This window comes from Devosia sp. Z11_6, assembly GCF_058133665.1.
On sequence record NZ_JBYUNQ010000004.1, the window covers coordinates 279,293 to 294,894 of the forward strand.

At 62.7% G+C, this 15,602-nt stretch carries 14 protein-coding genes; 8 read left to right on the plus strand and 6 right to left on the minus strand.

The window, feature by feature from the left end:
• The first annotated feature begins 39 nt into the window (after window positions 1–39).
• Window positions 40–864 carry an MBL fold metallo-hydrolase gene (locus tag AC3YMN_RS13545; RefSeq protein ID WP_489890409.1) on the plus strand — a complete coding sequence of 275 codons (825 nt, stop codon included), beginning with the start codon at window positions 40–42 and terminating at the stop codon, window positions 862–864.
• Between the two features lie 21 nt (window positions 865–885).
• Here the strand turns inward: AC3YMN_RS13545 and AC3YMN_RS13550 are convergent, their stop codons facing one another.
• The 3 genes from AC3YMN_RS13550 to AC3YMN_RS13560 form a co-directional block, all read right to left on the minus strand.
• Window positions 886–1,296, minus strand: coding sequence for a VOC family protein (locus tag AC3YMN_RS13550; RefSeq protein WP_127752496.1), 411 nt, complete (start codon window positions 1,294–1,296; stop codon window positions 886–888).
• Between the two features lie 61 nt (window positions 1,297–1,357).
• Window positions 1,358–1,525 carry a hypothetical protein gene (locus AC3YMN_RS13555; protein ID WP_489890410.1) on the minus strand — a complete coding sequence of 56 codons (168 nt, stop codon included), beginning with the start codon at window positions 1,523–1,525 and terminating at the stop codon, window positions 1,358–1,360.
• A gap of 30 nt (window positions 1,526–1,555) precedes the next feature.
• A complete protein-coding gene (locus tag AC3YMN_RS13560) occupies window positions 1,556–2,062 on the minus strand; it encodes a ferritin-like domain-containing protein (RefSeq protein WP_127752497.1) in 507 nt (168 codons plus the stop codon).
• Between the two features lie 302 nt (window positions 2,063–2,364).
• Between AC3YMN_RS13560 and nagA the strand changes: the two genes are divergently transcribed.
• Complete coding sequence (gene nagA, locus AC3YMN_RS13565; protein ID WP_489890411.1) at window positions 2,365–3,525, plus strand: N-acetylglucosamine-6-phosphate deacetylase; 1,161 nt, start codon at window positions 2,365–2,367, stop codon at window positions 3,523–3,525.
• Here the strand turns inward: nagA and AC3YMN_RS13570 are convergent, their stop codons facing one another.
• Complete coding sequence (locus AC3YMN_RS13570) at window positions 3,526–4,260, minus strand: SDR family oxidoreductase (protein WP_127752499.1); 735 nt, start codon at window positions 4,258–4,260, stop codon at window positions 3,526–3,528. It lies immediately after the preceding gene.
• A gap of 409 nt (window positions 4,261–4,669) precedes the next feature.
• On the opposite strand from AC3YMN_RS13570, the gene AC3YMN_RS13575 reads away from it, so the two are divergent.
• Together AC3YMN_RS13575 and AC3YMN_RS13580 are read left to right on the plus strand one after the other, a co-directional pair.
• A complete protein-coding gene (locus AC3YMN_RS13575) occupies window positions 4,670–6,133 on the plus strand; it encodes a hypothetical protein (protein ID WP_172122877.1) in 1,464 nt (487 codons plus the stop codon).
• Window positions 6,134–6,462: 329 nt separating this feature from the next.
• The gene (locus AC3YMN_RS13580; RefSeq protein WP_489890412.1) at window positions 6,463–7,899 is read left to right on the plus strand and encodes an OmpA family protein; all 1,437 of its coding nucleotides are present in this window, start codon (window positions 6,463–6,465) and stop codon (window positions 7,897–7,899) included.
• Window positions 7,900–7,908: 9 nt separating this feature from the next.
• Here the strand turns inward: AC3YMN_RS13580 and AC3YMN_RS13585 are convergent, their stop codons facing one another.
• Both AC3YMN_RS13585 and AC3YMN_RS13590 read right to left on the minus strand, forming a co-directional pair.
• Window positions 7,909–8,844 (minus strand): alpha/beta hydrolase, encoded by a 936-nt coding sequence (locus AC3YMN_RS13585; RefSeq protein ID WP_489890413.1) that lies wholly within the window; start codon window positions 8,842–8,844, stop codon window positions 7,909–7,911.
• A gap of 68 nt (window positions 8,845–8,912) precedes the next feature.
• Window positions 8,913–11,018 carry a lytic transglycosylase domain-containing protein gene (locus AC3YMN_RS13590; protein ID WP_489890414.1) on the minus strand — a complete coding sequence of 702 codons (2,106 nt, stop codon included), beginning with the start codon at window positions 11,016–11,018 and terminating at the stop codon, window positions 8,913–8,915.
• A gap of 240 nt (window positions 11,019–11,258) precedes the next feature.
• Here AC3YMN_RS13590 and dapA point away from each other — a divergent pair, with 240 nt between their 5' ends.
• The 4 genes from dapA (at window position 11,259) to AC3YMN_RS13610 (ending at window position 15,594) form a co-directional block, all read left to right on the plus strand.
• The gene (gene dapA / locus AC3YMN_RS13595; RefSeq protein WP_489890415.1) at window positions 11,259–12,134 is read left to right on the plus strand and encodes a 4-hydroxy-tetrahydrodipicolinate synthase; all 876 of its coding nucleotides are present in this window, start codon (window positions 11,259–11,261) and stop codon (window positions 12,132–12,134) included.
• Between the two features lie 6 nt (window positions 12,135–12,140).
• Window positions 12,141–12,638 carry an SsrA-binding protein SmpB gene (gene smpB, locus AC3YMN_RS13600; RefSeq protein WP_127752505.1) on the plus strand — a complete coding sequence of 166 codons (498 nt, stop codon included), beginning with the start codon at window positions 12,141–12,143 and terminating at the stop codon, window positions 12,636–12,638.
• A 154-nt stretch (window positions 12,639–12,792) separates the two neighbouring features.
• A complete protein-coding gene (rpoZ, locus tag AC3YMN_RS13605) occupies window positions 12,793–13,158 on the plus strand; it encodes a DNA-directed RNA polymerase subunit omega (protein ID WP_127752506.1) in 366 nt (121 codons plus the stop codon).
• Window positions 13,159–13,302: 144 nt separating this feature from the next.
• Window positions 13,303–15,594: a RelA/SpoT family protein gene (locus AC3YMN_RS13610; RefSeq protein WP_127752507.1), complete on the plus strand. Its 2,292-nt coding sequence runs from the start codon at window positions 13,303–13,305 to the stop codon at window positions 15,592–15,594.
• Window positions 15,595–15,602 lie beyond the last annotated feature (8 nt).

Here is a 15,602-nt window from a genome sequence, read left to right on the forward strand (position 1 = left end):
CTACTATGCCTTGACCATCCGCAGCACAAAGGAACCACCATGGCTGTTCAGATCCCCCTGAGCCAGGACGCCCGAGCCGACGAAACCAAGCAGGACGAGCATTTGCGCGAACTGGCGCCTGATCTAGCTTACCTGCGCATCGTCATGGTAAATGTGGTGTTCATCGGCGCCCCGACTGGACCCTGGGTGCTGGTGGATAGCGGGCTGCCCGGCTCGCGCAACAAGATCCTCGACGCCGCAGAGTCGCGCTTTGGCGCAGTGCCGCCTTCGGCCATCATCCAGACCCATGGCCATTTCGATCATGTCGGAGTGCTGGAAGATCTGGCCCGGCACTGGAATGTGCCCGTATACGCCCATGCCCTCGAAGCGCCGTTTCTGTCGGGGCAAGAGGCCTATCCACCCCCAGATGCGGCGGCCGATGGCGGCATCATGCCCAAGCTGGCGCCGCTGTTCCCGCGCGATCCCGTCAATGTCAGTCAGTGGCTGCAGTTCCTGCCGCCCAGTGGCGCCGTGCCGGTGCTGCCCGGCTGGCGTTGGCTGCACACCCCGGGGCACACCCGGGGCCATATCTCGCTCTGGCGAGAAGCCGACCGGACGCTGGTGGCGGGCGATGCGATTATCACCACGGGTCAGGAATCGGCTTATGAGGTCATGGTGCAGGAGCCCGAAATGCACGGGCCGCCGCGTTACTTCACCCCGGACTGGATCGCGGCGGAACAGTCGGTGCGCCTCCTGGCAGCGCTGGAGCCCGAGCTCGTGGTCACCGGCCATGGCCGCGCAATGAGCGGTTCTGAAACGCGAGCGGCCTTGCATCAGCTTGCCGAGAACTTCCGGGAAATTGCCGTACCGCGCAGCCAGAAATAGGCTGCGCGGCAGGGGATCAGATCAGGCGACGGTGCGGCGGGGTGGGATCGTGTACCGTGCACCTGGCGAAACCACATCGATCACATGGCCATCGAGATCGCGCAGCACCGCGCGCGTCAGGGGGCCAAAGGTGGTGGGCTCCTCGATGATCTCGGTACCGAACGGGCGAATGGCCTCGACGGCTCCCGCCACGTCCTCGACGACCACTTCGAGATAGGCGCCTTGCGGCTCACCCCGCGCGGCGCGGGGCACGAACTCGCTCACCCAGTCGATCAGCCCAAGTTGAAACTGGCTGTCCGGGCTTGCCGCCAGCACCACATACCAGGCTTCCTGGTGCACGATCTGAAAGCCACAAAGGGCTTGGTAGAACGCGATGTTGTCGGCGATATTGCGGGTCAGCAGATTGATCGAAATACGCTGCGCTATGGGCATGAAAACCTCTTGTTGGGCAGAAAAAGGGGAGGGGCAAAGTGCCTGCTCCTCCCGGATGCCGTCATGGATTGTTGTCGTCTTCGGCCTCGGCACCGATCGGGCCATCGGCCCCCGGCACGTGATGGTCTGAAGTCTTGCCCTCGCTGGGCTTGTCTTTTTTCGGCTTCTGGTCCGCCCCTTTAGCGGGGACGTCATCGGTCTTGCTGTGGCTTACGGGAGTTTTGCTCATTTGCTTCTCCTTGGCGGCGATCCGGCGCGATTACCTCTTGGCCGTTTCGCCCACTTCGCGCAGCGCTGCATATTGCAGGGTGACTGGCTCGATATGCTGGTCGAGCCATGCCGCCATGTCCTGCTCTTCGCGCAGGTTCTGCGTCAGCAACTCAACGGCGCGCGTGTCGCCGATATGGTTGGCCAGCGCCAGCAGCGACTTGTAGGCGGCGATTTCGAAATGCTCGAACGCGTAGTTGGCAAACGAGTTCTTGACGATCTCGTCGGGCGCGACCGTGTGGCCAAGGGCTGCCATCGCGCCAGTGAAGGACAATGCCATGTCCTTGAGTGTTGAATTGTCGCCACCCATGCCCTCGAGCAACTGGTCAAGGCGTGAGAGCTGCACTTCAGTTTCGGCGATATGCTGCTCCAGCCGGCGTGCCACCTCGGGATAGTTCTCGATGCGGCTCACCTGCGGCTTCATGATGGAAAGGGCCTGGTTCTCCATGGCATGCGCATTCCGAAGGCCGCTCAGGAAGATGGAAGATACTTCATTCATGATGTTGTCCTCAGGTTATGGCAGGGTCGAAACACCAACTCTCGCCTGGGGTGACGGTTCCCGTATCGGCGCCCTGGCTAGTCATCCTCGCTCGTGACCCGCAGGCGAAAGTGCATCAAGGCTGGGCGCAACAACTCGTGGCGTGCTGAAAGCGGCCTCCGCCGCCACCTCCTCCCGCAGTCGCCGCTTTGCTTACAGCAGGCTCGCTCCGGCCCATTTGTTTGCTATATGAGCCGCGATGCAGCCCGGTCTGCCCGAACAATCAGCCGTGGATCTCGGCTCAACAACAGGGACCTCCGCCCATGAGCGATCTTCTGGCCATTTCCGGCGCTCCGATCTTTGATGGCGAGCGCTGGCACGAGAATGCAGCATTGCTGGTGGAGTTCGGCCACGTCTCCGCGATCGTGGATGCACATCAGATTCCCGGCAATGCCGAGCGCGTCGTGCTGGAGGGCGGCAGCGTCGTGCCTGGGTTCGTTGATCTCCAGGTCAATGGCGGCGGTGGCGTGCTTTTCAACAATGATCCCTCCCTTGAGGCCATCCGCACGATCTGCGCCGCCCATGCCCAGTTCGGCACCACGGCGCTGTTGCCGACCTTGATCACGGACACTCCCGAGGTCAACGAACGCGCCATTGCGGCCGGCGCGCAGGCCGCCTCTGCTGGGGTGCCTGGTTTTTTCGGGCTGCATCTGGAAGGCCCGCACCTCGCAGTGGCGCGCAAGGGCACGCACGATCCCAGCCTGATCCGGCCGATGACCCCTGCCGATCTCGCGCGACTGCAAGCCGCTGCAACACTTCTCCCGAATATGATTTGCACGGTGGCCGCTGAAACCGTCACTCCAGAGCAGATTGCCGCGCTGGCCGAGGCAGGCGTCACCGTCAGCATCGGCCATTCCGATGCCGACTATGCCACCGCTTCGCGCGCCTTTGCCGCGGGAGCTACCATGGCCACGCACCTGTTTAATGCCATGAGCCAGTTGGGCCATCGGGAGCCGGGAGTGGTCGGTGCCACGCTCATGCATGGCGCAGTGTTCGCGGGTCTCATCGCCGACGGGATCCACGTCCATCCCGCCGCCATTTCCGTTGCGCTGCGCGGCAAGGCCGGTCCGGGGCGCATCTTCCTCGTGACCGACGCGATGTCGCAGACTGGTACCGACCTGCGCACGCTGACACTTAATGGCCGCACCATCTATCGCGCCGATGGCGCGCTGCGCCTGGCTGACGGCACCCTCGCTGGCGCCGATCTCGATATGATCGACGCCGTCCGCTTCATGCATTCCGAGATTGGCGTGGCTTGGGAGGAAGCATTGCGGATGGCCTCGCTTTATCCAGCCGAAGCTATTGGGGCCGAAGCCGAGCACGGCCATCTCCGCCCCGGCGCCGTTGCCAGCTTTGTCCATCTCTCCGCGTCGCGAGAAGTGATGGCCACCTGGATCAACGGCACCGAGCAATATCGAGCTTAACTAGCCGCGGCCAATATACGGCATGGTGGTCGCCATCACCGTCATGAACTGCACATTGGCCTCGAGCGGTAAACTCGCCATATAGAGCAAGCCCTCCACCACATATCGTAGATCGAAAGTGGGCTCGGGCGCGATCGTCCCGTTAGCCTGCAGCGCTCCGCCGTTCATCCCGCTCGTCATGTCAGTGGCGGCGTTGCCGATGTCGAGCTGGCCACAGGCAATGTTGAACGCTCTCCCGTCCAGCGAGATCGCCTTGGTCAACCCGGTAATCGCGTGCTTGGATGCAGTATAAGAGGCAGCGCCCGGGCGGGGCGTATAGGCCGAGATCGAACCATTATTGATGATGCGCCCACCCTGCGGCGTTTGGCTGCGCATCTGCCGAAAGGCTTCGCGAGCAACGTAGAACGCGCCGTTGAGATTGGTGTCGATCATTTCCCGCCAGGTTTCCACGGGCAGGTCACCGAAATTGGTGGTGGGCGCAAAACGCCCCGCATTGTTGAAGACGAGGTCGATCCGCCCGTAACGCTCCACTACGCCGGCAAAGAAGGCCGCGACCGCCCGGTCATCGGTGACATCGCAGCGTGCCCAATGGCCATCAATCGAATTGGCTACGCTCTCCAGCGCTTCCGCGTTTCGTCCGCAGATCGCTACCTGATAGCCTGCTTCTGCCAAACCCCGGGCGGCCGCAAGGCCGATTCCCGAACTCCCACCGGTTACTACCGCAACCTTGCTCATGCTCACCCTCGCCCAGTTCCCAGCACAATGCCGCCATCTTTTGCCAAAGCATGATGCCACACCAAGCAGTCAAAACCACGGCTTCAACTCGTTAAATCTATCCCGATCCCCTGCTAAGTGGCTCGCGCGGCAAGCAAATTAACCCGATGTTAACGACTATTAACAGGAAGTTCACGTTCCTGTGCTGAATCTGCAACATCCACTTCGCAACCATATTGCTGCGGCGGCAAAACGGCCTGTCTGTGATTGCGTACTCTGGGCGTATGCGTAGAGTGGGTCTTGCGAATCCATGCATGGGATCGTTTGTCGGTCGCGACGCGACGGCAACACACTGCACCACGATAGTGTGGTCGCGTTACGGCACCGCTGGGCAACCGGCACCAAGAATTGACTTTGGAGGTCAACAACAATGAAACTCAAGAGCCTTATCCTCGGTTCTGTTGCTGCTGCCGGTCTCTCGACCGCTGGCTTCGCCGCCGACCTGGGCGTTCTCACTTCGCTCGACGTTTGTGACTCGCTTGGCCTGTCCGGCCTGACGATCTCGTCCGACACCAACTGCCTGCAGATCTCGGGCGGCGTTGCTTACGAATTCCGCTTCGGCGATTACCGCGCTGCTGATGACGATGCCCTGACGCCAATTGGCAACGAATACTGGCTCCCCGGCAACGTTGGTAGCCCTGACTTCATTGGTCCCGATTTTGGCGGCGAGAACCTCGGGCCTGGTGGTATTGCACCCGGCGTTCCTGGCGAGTCGAATGACTGGCAGACCAAGGTTACCGCATGGCTCAAGTTCGTTGGCACCTCGTCGAGCGATTTTGGCCCTGCCAAGGCTGTCCTGACACTCAAGCAGGTTGACGCCGTTCGCTACCGCAACGAAGCTCCCAGCCCATGGGGCGATGACGAGCCGCTGCATATCGATGAGGCTTATGTCTCCATCGGCGACACCACCACCATCATGGCTGGTCGCAAGTCTTCGATCGCCTTCTTCGGTGACAGCCAGCCGCTCAACTTCCTCGGCACCTTCGGCTACAGCGGCGTCGACAACGGCGTGATGTTCGACAACGACGACGAACTCGACGTTCTCGGCGGCTCGGTAATCCAGGTTACCTCGGATGTTGGCAATGGCGTCAAGGTCGGTGTTGGTCTCGAAAACATCGATGGCCGTGACGCTTGGGGCGTGCAGAATGTCGCCACCGATCGGATCGGTTCGTTGGTTGGTGTTGTCAGCTATGCTGGCGAAAACATCACCGCTCACCTGACCGGTTTCGGTATCGGCGTGATGGACGGCGAAATCGACGAGTGGGGCGCTCATGCTGGCGTCACCGGCAAGTTCGACGCGTTCCGTATCACGGCCGCTGCTGGTTACTACAACAACGACATCTTCGAAATCGACCGCTTCCACGGCCTGGTGTCGGGTGCTGCAACCTTCGACATGTTCACTCTGGCTCTGACGGGTGAGTATCAGCGTTCGGAAATCGCTGGTGAGGTCAACGATGGCTACGGCGTCGCTGGCTCCGTTGGTGCCAACGTCACCGAAGGTGTGTCGATCAACCTCGGCGCTCGTTACTTCTCGGCTGACTTCGAGGCTCCTCCGGCTAACTTCGCCGGCACTGCCCAGAGCGACGCGCTCCAGGTGGCTGCCCAGTTGATCTTCGCGGTCACCGAGACCCTGAAGCTCACCGGCGAAATCGGTGGCTACTTCAACGAAGACCTGCTGCCGCTGCAGACCGCAGACGCAGACGACAATGTCTACTACGGCGCTGCTCGTCTCGATTGGTCCCCGAGCACCGACTTCACCTCGGGCGTTCAGGCTGAAGTTTACTCGAACGAGGCTTACCGCCTGACCGTTCGTGCACAGAAGACCTTCGAATAAGCTGAGCTAGCTTCGGCTAGTCGTTTGGAAGGCCCGGCATTGCCGGGCCTTTCTTTTTTGCCTGCCGCATTAATCGGGGCTTCACTCGTGTCGCCGATGCTGCCCCCAGCATTCGGACAGCGGCAGGCGCGACAAAGTCGCCAATCCCACCATTGCTGCAGAAAAAGGCCGTAATTACCGGCAAGTATTGAGCTATCAGGAAGCGAGCACCAGCCGTGAGCAGATACGTTCCCCTTCAACAGGTCCTTCAATCGGCGTTGCTGCTGGTGACCGTTGTTTCGTTGCCAATCGGGATAGCGGCCAGCTCCGCCGTTTTGGCTCAGGCGCAAGTGGCCCCGCGAACCTCGCAATCCATTATCGACCTCCCCGCGCCGCGGGTAGAGGACTACTGGATCTCGGCGACGCGGCAACCCGGTGGAGCGCTGGTCTTTGATGGCTATGCCCCCGATGAGGCCACTCGCGATCGCTTGGCTGAGGTGCCCGGTGCCGATGTGAACTGGCTCAAGCTTGGCAGTGGTGCGCCCGAGCTTTATGACGCGGGCCTGCAATTCGGGATCAAGGTGCTGGAGCGGCTAGGGGAGGGGCGCTTCGCGCTCCGCCAGAACATTGTGACGCTGAGCGGCGTGGCCCGCTCCGGCTATGATCATGATCTGATCATGCAGAGCCTTGCAGGCCTTTCGGCGGGCCTGGTGCTCGCCCGGGCGGAGATCGCGCTTCCTGAACCCGCCGCCTATAGCTGGTCGGCCAGCAAGTCCGCTACCGGGGAAGTGCTGCTATCGGGTTCCTTGCCCACGAGGGATCTGGGTCTTGAAGCCTTGTCGCATGCCGGTCCCTCGGCAGTTGACCAAACCAGCATCGCGCCAGGCGCCCCGTCGGGCTTTGGCGAGAATATCCTGGCTGGGCTCGATGCCCTCCAATTGCTGCGCTCGGGCACTGTTCGGTTTGACGGCACAGGCTGGAGCCTTACGGGCGAACTGCCCCTGGATCGTGATGAGACCGCCGTGACCGAGGCGCTCGATGCCGGCCGCATTCCGCCCGCGGCTTGGTCACTCAAGCTGGCTCAGGCGCCCGCACCAAGGCCCCAGTCTCCCACGCCTGCGGCTGCTGCGCCCGCCGAGCCACGCCCCGCACCAACAGCCATGCCGTCAACTCCCCCACCCGCCGAAGCACCCAGCGCTCCCGAGCCTGTCGAGGAGCCCGCCACGCCTTCAGTGCCTGCCGCACCGGCAGTGGCCCCGGTTCAAAGCCCGGCGCCCGCGACGAGCGCGCCCGCACCGGCGCAGGCGCCCGCTGGGCCACCACCTGCACCAGCCAAGGCCCCCGCAGCGCCCACGCCGCCACCAGCCGCCAAGCCAGCTGCAGCCGCCCCAACTCCCGCCCCCTCGTCCACCAAGGCAGACCTCACCGCTTGCCGCGCGACGCTGGCGGAGTTCTCTGCCCGCAATTCCATTCTCTTTTCATCTGGAGCCGCGCGGATCGCGCCGGAATCCGAGGGCGCGCTCGACGAGCTGGCTGGCGACCTCGCCGCCTGTCCGGAGGCCGTGGTGCATATCGAGGGTTATACCGATTCAGAGGGCGACGATCGCGCCAATCTGGCCCTGTCTGTCGCCCGCGCCGAGGCTGTGGTTGATGCACTGATCCTGCGCCGGATCAGCCCCGATCGGCTTTATGCCGTCGGTTATGGGGAATCCAACCCCATTGCCGACAATGCCACGGCCGAAGGCCGCCGGCTTAATCGCCGTATCGTCGTCACCATTCCCGAATAGCGGGTCGCCCTACGCCGCTTTGCCGAGCTCTTGTTTGCTGATCCCGACCAGAAAGGCGCAGATGGCCTCCATCTCTTCCTTCTGGTCGAACAGGGCCGGGGAGCCTTGCCCGGCAATGGTCAGTGCCTGGGCGTCCGGCCGGCGGCGGGCCATTTCGCGAAAGATTTGCGGGCGCAACTGGTCGGTAAGCTGGGTGCGCAGCAATTGCAGGGGCGCACAGCGCAGGGCGTCGAACATCGGCCATTGCGGCTCCAGTTCATCATCGATGCTGATGCTATTGAGCGCCTCAAGCAGCTTGGCGTGATAAAGGGGCTTCGCGCGGCCCCGCCGATCCACGAAATGCGTGCGACCCATCAGTGCTTCGAGCCGTGCGTCGCCCAGCCCGGGATAGTCCCCGGCCAGCATGCGCCGGAAGCTGGCCGTTAGATTCTTCGTCCCGCGCAGGCTTTCCACATGGCCCATATTGTTGCGCAGCCGCACGATCCCGCGCGCGTCGGTTACCGGCCCCGCGTCGAGCAGTACGGTCCCCGCGAGCAGTAATGGATGCGCCACGCTCAGCGCCATGGCGACTTGCCCGCCATAACCCTGGCCAAGCACCACCGCGCGATCAATGCCAAGGGCGGCGAGAACACCCGCGACGTCCTCGGCCGCCCGCACGGCGCCATAGTCGGCAATGCGTTGCGGATCGCCCGAGCGGCCGCGGCCCGGCAGATCCAGCAGCACCGCTGGCCAGCGCCCCCCGTCAAACCCGCGGAAGAATGCCGCGAACTCGGTGAAATCGCTCATGTTGCGCTGAAAGCCGGGAATGCAGAGGATCGGCAACCGCCGGCTCGACAACTGCCCCTGCACATGCACGGCGATGGGCGTGTCGCGTGCGGTGATGGTCTGGATCGGCAAGCCGGCAAAAGCCGGGTGGTCGGGTGGAACGAAGCGCTTGCGGGCCATTAAGCTTCTGCTGTTGAGGTGGCCCCAGTTACGCCAGCCGCCCTCCGGTTCTCAAGCAAAATCGCGGCTCATCGAATGCTGCGCAGCGCTGCTTGCGCGGAAATGGCGTCATGCCCGAGCCTCTCGCGATACACGAGGTAATTGCCCATAACCCGCTGCACATATTTGCGCGTTTCGGGGAAGGGGATCAGTTCCACCCACAAGACCGGATCAACATTGTCGGCGCGCGGATCGCCAAACGCCTTGATCCACTTGTTGGCATTGCCAGCCCCGGCATTGTAAGCCGCCGCCGCCAGCAGCAGCGAGCCATCATACCGCTTCAACTGCGCCTCGAGATAGAACGAGCCCAAAAGCGCATTATAGCCGGGATCGCTCAACAACCGTTCGGGCGAATATTCGACCCCCACCTTGGCTGCGGTTTCCTTGGCGGTGCCCGGCATCAACTGCATCAACCCACGCGCGCCCACCGACGACACGGCGTCGATCTGGAACATGGATTCCTGCCGCACCACCGCTAGCACCGCCGCAGGGTCGGCCTTGAGCTTGGCCTCGACAATGCGCTCGTCCTTGGGGAAGGCCAGGAGGTCAAGGGCGATGCCCTGCTGCTCGGCGGCCGCAGCGATGGCGATGGCAACATTCTGTGCGCCAAGTTCCTGCGCCAGACGCCCGGCCAGCAACAAGTCGCTGGGTTGAGTGAGTTCACTGCCAAATTGGCGCAACAGCGTCAGGGCCATGCCGTGCTGGCCATTGGCTTCCAGCATCCGGATCGCACGCACCACTTCATTGGCTTCAAACAGTGCAGCGCTGTCGCGCCAACTGGGCAGGGGGCGAATGCCTGCCCCGGTCTGCCCAAGTTCGGCCCGGGCCAATTGGCCATAATAGGCGGTTGGATAAGCGGCGGCTGCGGCAAAGGCGGCTTTTGCCGCTTCCGTGTCGCCGAGCTGGCCTTCGGCGCGAGCAAGCCAGTATTTGGCCTGCGACACGCTATCAGCCAGGGTGGCATGAGTAGCCATTTCGCTGAAATGGGTCTTGGCCAGTTCCGCGTCTTTCAAGAACGACAGTGCGATCCAGCCGGCATGGAAATTGGCCTCCACGAGCCGACCATCGGAGCCATGGGTAAAGCCTGCCGCTGCCGCAAAGGCGAGCTCCGGCTTGCCAGCCGCCAGCAATTGCCGGATCAGCCCGCGCCGCTCGCCCCACCACAGCGTTGCTTCGGGCACTTCCCCTTTGGCGCGATTGAGCCAGGCGACTGCATCGTCCCACAATTCGAACTGCCGCGCCCGTTGCGCCCGTGAGAACTGATAGACCGGGTGGTCCCGCACGGCAGGATCCACCTTGTCGAGCAGCGCCTTGGCATTGGGGGCATCGCGGGAAACTGCGGCACGCGCCACCACCAGGGTTTTCTGGGCTTCGCTCAGATAGGGCAGCAGCCTTTCGCTGCCCTGGGCGCGGTCATGCATCATCAAATAGGTGGCGCGCGCCCAATGCGCCTCGCGATCCAGCGCCGAACCCAACTTGGCCAGCACGCGCGATTCCTGTTCGCGCGTTAGCGCATTTTCACTCCACACGCGCCGCGCGAGAGCCGCGCCCCGTTCTTTGTCGCCGCTTGCGAGCAGGGCCTGCGCCAGCCGGATTTGGGCTTCGAGCGTCGCGGGCTCGTCACCGAGCGCGGCAATCACGTCGGCGTCCTTGGGTCGCTGCGCCAGCAGGGCTTGTTCCACCCGGCTCTTGAATACGCTGCCCCCGGCAAAAGCCGGGGCGGTCGCGGCGAATTCGGCAATATCGTCAAAGCCAACGTCCCCGCGATGGAAATAGATCGCGGCCCATTGCAGCGCCCGTCGCTCGGCGAGGTTTGGCAGCGCCTTGGCCTGCGTGAAAGCAGTGCGAGCCTCGCCATCGGCGAGCGCCGCTAAAGTTTCCTGGAACGCGGCTGAGCCTTTGGGGTCAGCTTTAGCCGCTGCTGGCACGCTGCTCGGCATTGGGCGAACTGGTGCCATGCCCATGCCGGCCATGACCGGGGGCGCGGCTGCCGCGAGCAGGGGGGCAGGGGGACTTGGCAGTGAGCCGGTGATCACCGGGTCTTGCCCCTTGTGGGCTGCCAGATGCGACACGGGGGTCGCCGGCAGCAGCGCCAGCGTCATCGCCAGAAGGCTTGCATAAATATGGCCGGTCATCGTCGTGCCTTGCTGGTTGATCCACATCTGGCCGGCGCCACTTTCTTGCGAGAAGCGCCAGCTTGCCCTATGAGGGTAAACGCTGTGTTGCTGCCTTGTCGGCTAGCTTGCCTTTGCAGGCTCCCTTGTGGTCGCTGGCGACAAAAACTATGCTGCCCAGTCTCAGGAGCCCACTATGAGTGGGTCTATTGCATTCGCCCAAGTCACAAGTGTGGCACTCAACGAGGAAATTTCCATCAAATGCTGCGAGGATCAATAACGGCGCTCATCACCCCCATGCTCAACGGGGCGGTGGATGAGAAAGCCTTCTCGAGCTTTGTGGACTGGCAGATTGCCGAAGGCACGCATGGGCTGGTTCCTGTTGGCACCACCGGCGAAAGCCCGACCGTGACCCATGCCGAACACCAGCGCGTGGTCGAAATCTGTGTCGAGGTCGCCAATAAGCGCGTGCCCGTGGTCGCGGGCGCCGGCTCGAACTCTACTGACGAGGCGGTCTCGCTCGCGCGCTTTGCCGAAGCCACGGGCGCCGACGCAGTGCTCTCGGTTGTGCCTTATTACAACAAGCCCAACCAGGAAGGGCTGTTCCAGCATTTCTCCGCCGTTGCCAGCGCGATCGGCATTCCGGTTATTCTTTATAGCGTCCCCAGCCGCACCACCGTCGATCTCACCGTCGATACCATTGCGCGCCTGCGCGAAGCCCATGCCAATATCATCGGCGTCAAGGATGCCACTGGCAGCTTCGAGCGTGCGGCCATGCAGCGCGCCAAGCTCGGTGAGGACTTCATCTTGCTTTCGGGCGATGACAGCTCGGCGCTGGGCTTCAACGCCCATGGCGGCCGGGGCTGCATTTCGGTGTCCGCCAACGTGGCGCCGCGTCTTTGCTCGCAGATGCAGGATCTGTCCCTAGCGGGTGACTTCAAGGCCGCGCTCGCGATCAACGACAAGCTCGCTTATCTCCACAAGGACCTGTTCATCGAGCCAAGTCCTGCTCCCGCCAAATATGCGGCCAATCGCCTCAATCTATGCGCCAATGAGATGCGCCTGCCGATCTGCCCGATCAGCAAGCCCGCTCAGGAGGCTATGGACTTTGCAATGGCCCATGCAGGTCTTATCTAGGCCCCTATGTCCGCAAAAAATGACAAAGCCAAGAACGGCGTGATCAGCCATGGCCTCGTGGCTGAAAACCGCCGCGCGCGCTTTGACTATGAAATCGTCGACACCCTTGAAGCAGGCTTGGTGCTGACCGGCACCGAGGTTAAATCCTTGCGCCTGGGCAAGGCCCAGATCACCGAAGCCTATGCCTCGCCCGAAAGGGGCGAACTGTGGCTGATCAATGCCCATATTCCCGAATATCTGCAGGCCAATCGATTCAACCACGAAGAGCGCCGCCCGCGCAAATTGCTGGTGTCGCGCAAGCAGTTGGCGCGCCTCGATGCCGAGGTGTCCCGCGCCGGGAACACTATTGTGCCCCTCAAGCTGTTCTTCAACGATCAGGGCCGCGCCAAGGTGCTGATTGGCCTCGGCAAGGGCAAGAAGAACTATGACAAGCGCGAAACCGAGCGCAACCGTGACTGGAACCGCGACAAGGCCCGCATCATGAAGGAAGGCGGCCGCGGCTAAATGGCTGGGGCAGGGCAGTCCCTTTCCCCCGCTGGCTCTTTCGGTGCCGGAACCATTCGGCGCCACCTGCATTTCTGCTGTCGCACCAAACCTTGTGCTGTTGCCGGCATTGGTGTAAGCAACCCCTTCATCCCCATCCAATTTGGAGACGTCCGTGGCCCGCGTCACCGTTGAAGACTGCATTGAAAAGATCGAGAACCGTTTCGATCTGGTTCTCATGGCCGCTCATCGCGCCCGCATGATCGCCTCGGGTGCGCAGATCACCGTCGCCCGTGACAACGACAAGAACCCGGTCGTCGCCCTGCGCGAGATCGGCGATGGCGCAATCTCCCCAGAAGATTTGCGCGAGGACTTGATCCATTCGCTGCAGAAATATGTCGAGGTCGACGAGCCCGAGCAGCATGCTGCGCCCTTGATTGAAAGCGGCGACGAAGATTCGCTCAACTTCGACACCATCAGCGAAGAAGAGCTGCTGCGCGGCATCGAGAGCCTGGCTCCGCCCGAGCGTCGAGACGACTAGGAATTTAGCGGCGATTAGCCGGATCTGCAGATTGCACGATCTGGCAATATCCCTATATCACTGGGAGGCGTTCGGCAGCTGTCGGACGCCTCTTCTCATTTGGTTTCAATGCACTAAGCTCACCGCTGGCGGGGCGGCCCTGATATGATGCGGCAATACGAGCTCGTCGAACGCGTTCAGGCGTATAACCCGAACGTCGACGAGCAGCTTTTGAACAAGGCCTATGTCTATGCCATGCAAAAGCATGGCACGCAAAAGCGCGCCTCGGGCGACCCCTATTTTGCCCATCCTCTCGAAGTCGCCGCGATCCTCACCGACCTCAAGCTCGATGATGCCTCGGTTGCCGTGGCGCTGCTGCACGACACCATCGAGGACACCGACGCCACCCGCGCCGAGATCGACCAGCTCTTTGGCCCCGAAATCGGCGCCATTGTCGATGGCCTGACCAAGATCGAGCGCCTCAACCTCGTCTCGCGCGAAGAAGCCCAGGCCGAAAACCTGCGCAAGCTCCTGCTGGCCATCAGCCAGGATGTGCGCGTCCTCCTCGTCAAGCTGGCCGATCGCCTGCACAATATGCGCACGCTGCAATATATGCCGGCCAACAAGCGCGAGCGCATCGCCCAGGAAACCATGGATATCTATGCTCCCCTCGCGGGCCGCATGGGTATGCAGGACATGCGCAACGAGCTTGAGGACATCTCCTTCAAGATCCTGCAGCCCGAACATTACAAGGCCATCACCGAGCGGCTGGACCAGATGAAGGTCCATTACCGCGAAGCCATCGATACGATCTCGACCGAGCTGACCGAGCGCCTCGCCAGCGAAGGGATCACCGCGCGCGTCAAGGCCCGGGTCAAGTCGCCCTTTTCGATCTTCACCAAGATCGAGCGCAAATCCATCGCCCTCGAGCAGCTCTCGGACATGATCGGCTTCCGGGTGATCGTGGGCTCGATCGACGAGTGCTACCATACGCTGGGCGTGGTCCACACCCGCTGGAAGCTCGTGCCCGGTCGCTTCAAGGACTATATCTCCGTCCCCAAGCACAACGACTACCGCTCCATCCACACCACGATCGTGGGTCCCGGCCGGCAGCGCGCCGAGCTGCAGATCCGCACCGAGGAAATGGACCGGATCGCCGAATTCGGTATCGCCGCCCATAGCCTCTACAAGGATGGCGCCTCCGCCGATATGGGCCGGCTCGAGCAGGAATCGCAGGCCTATGGCTCGCTGCGCTCCACCATTGAGCATCTGACCGCCGGCGCCACCACCGAGGATTTCCTGGAATCCACCAAGCTGGAGCTGTTCCAGGATCAGGTGTTCTGCTTCACCCCGCGCGGCCGGCTGATCGCGCTGCCGCGCGGCGCCACCCCCATCGATTTCGCCTATGCGCTCCACACCGATATCGGCGACACCTGCGTAGGCGCCAAGATCAACGGCGCCATCCTGCCGCTTGTTACGCAGCTGCGCAGTGGCGATGAAGTCGAGATCATCCGCGACCGCAACCACCTGCCGCCCGCCAACTGGATCGGCATTGCCGCGACGGGTAAGGCCCGCTCGGCCATTCGCCGTTCCGTGCGCAACGCCGCCGCCCAGCGCGCCCTGGCGCTTGGCGAGAGCGTTCTCAACATGCTGCTCGATCGTGAAGGTGTGTCCCTCGAGGAAAGCGAAGCCAAGGCGCTGGCCGAAGCCCTGCATATGCCGAGCAAGCGCGAACTGCTGATCGCGGTGGGCGAAGGCAAGATCGGCAGCGAGCAGCTGGGAACCGAACTCGCCGCGCTCAAGGGCCTCCGCAAACGCCGCCGCAAGCTTGATCTGCCCGTCGCCGATACTGCCGATGGCTGGTTCGCTCTGCGCGCCACTGACCTCTTCCGCTTTCGCGTGCCGGGCGGCCAGCGCGCCGGCGCCCGCGCCCGCGCCGCTCTTGCCCAGCTCGACTTCCACATGCCTGTGACTATTTCGGGGGAGGGGGTCGTGCCTGGCGATCGCTTGGTCGGCATCCTGCAGCCCGATGTGCCGATCACCGTTTACCCCATCCATTCCGAAGCCCTGGTCGACCTGCACGACAGCGACGTGGCCTGGGTGGATGTGCGCTGGAACCTCGATGGTGGCGGTGAAGAGCGGCTTTACCCCACTGTGGTCACCATGGAATCGGTCAACCGCCCCGGCTCGCTGGCGCAGATTTCCTCGGCCATTGCCGCCTGCGACGCCAACATCAACAATCTCGTGATGCGGATGATTTCGCCCGACTTCCACCAGATGATCTTTGAAATCGAAGTGCGCGACCTCGCCCAGCTCACCGATGTGCTCGCGACCCTCAAGCGCAGCCCGGGCCTGTCTTCGGTGCAGCGCGCCGGCATGCGCGAAGCCGGCATGATCTCGACCCTCGAATGGGATGGCCGGGTTGAACGGAGGGGCAATGACGAAGACCTGGAGTAAACCCGCTT

Excerpts from the sequence above, each read along its gene's own strand:
- AC3YMN_RS13570 (WP_127752499.1), bottom strand. The coding sequence starts at position 4,260 with ATGAGCAAGGTTGCGGTAGTAACCGGTGGGAGTTCGGGAATCGGCCTT.
- nagA (WP_489890411.1), top strand. The coding sequence starts at position 2,365 with ATGAGCGATCTTCTGGCCATTTCCGGCGCTCCGATCTTTGATGGCGAG.
- AC3YMN_RS13575 (WP_172122877.1), top strand. The coding sequence starts at position 4,670 with ATGAAACTCAAGAGCCTTATCCTCGGTTCTGTTGCTGCTGCCGGTCTC.
- AC3YMN_RS13610 (WP_127752507.1), top strand. The coding sequence starts at position 13,303 with ATGATGCGGCAATACGAGCTCGTCGAACGCGTTCAGGCGTATAACCCG.
- smpB (WP_127752505.1), top strand. The coding sequence starts at position 12,141 with ATGTCCGCAAAAAATGACAAAGCCAAGAACGGCGTGATCAGCCATGGC.
- dapA (WP_489890415.1), top strand. The coding sequence starts at position 11,259 with ATGCTGCGAGGATCAATAACGGCGCTCATCACCCCCATGCTCAACGGG.
- AC3YMN_RS13590 (WP_489890414.1), bottom strand. The coding sequence starts at position 11,018 with ATGACCGGCCATATTTATGCAAGCCTTCTGGCGATGACGCTGGCGCTG.
- AC3YMN_RS13555 (WP_489890410.1), bottom strand. The coding sequence starts at position 1,525 with ATGAGCAAAACTCCCGTAAGCCACAGCAAGACCGATGACGTCCCCGCT.
- AC3YMN_RS13550 (WP_127752496.1), bottom strand. The coding sequence starts at position 1,296 with ATGCCCATAGCGCAGCGTATTTCGATCAATCTGCTGACCCGCAATATC.
- AC3YMN_RS13545 (WP_489890409.1), top strand. The coding sequence starts at position 40 with ATGGCTGTTCAGATCCCCCTGAGCCAGGACGCCCGAGCCGACGAAACC.
- AC3YMN_RS13560 (WP_127752497.1), bottom strand. The coding sequence starts at position 2,062 with ATGAATGAAGTATCTTCCATCTTCCTGAGCGGCCTTCGGAATGCGCAT.
- AC3YMN_RS13585 (WP_489890413.1), bottom strand. The coding sequence starts at position 8,844 with ATGGCCCGCAAGCGCTTCGTTCCACCCGACCACCCGGCTTTTGCCGGC.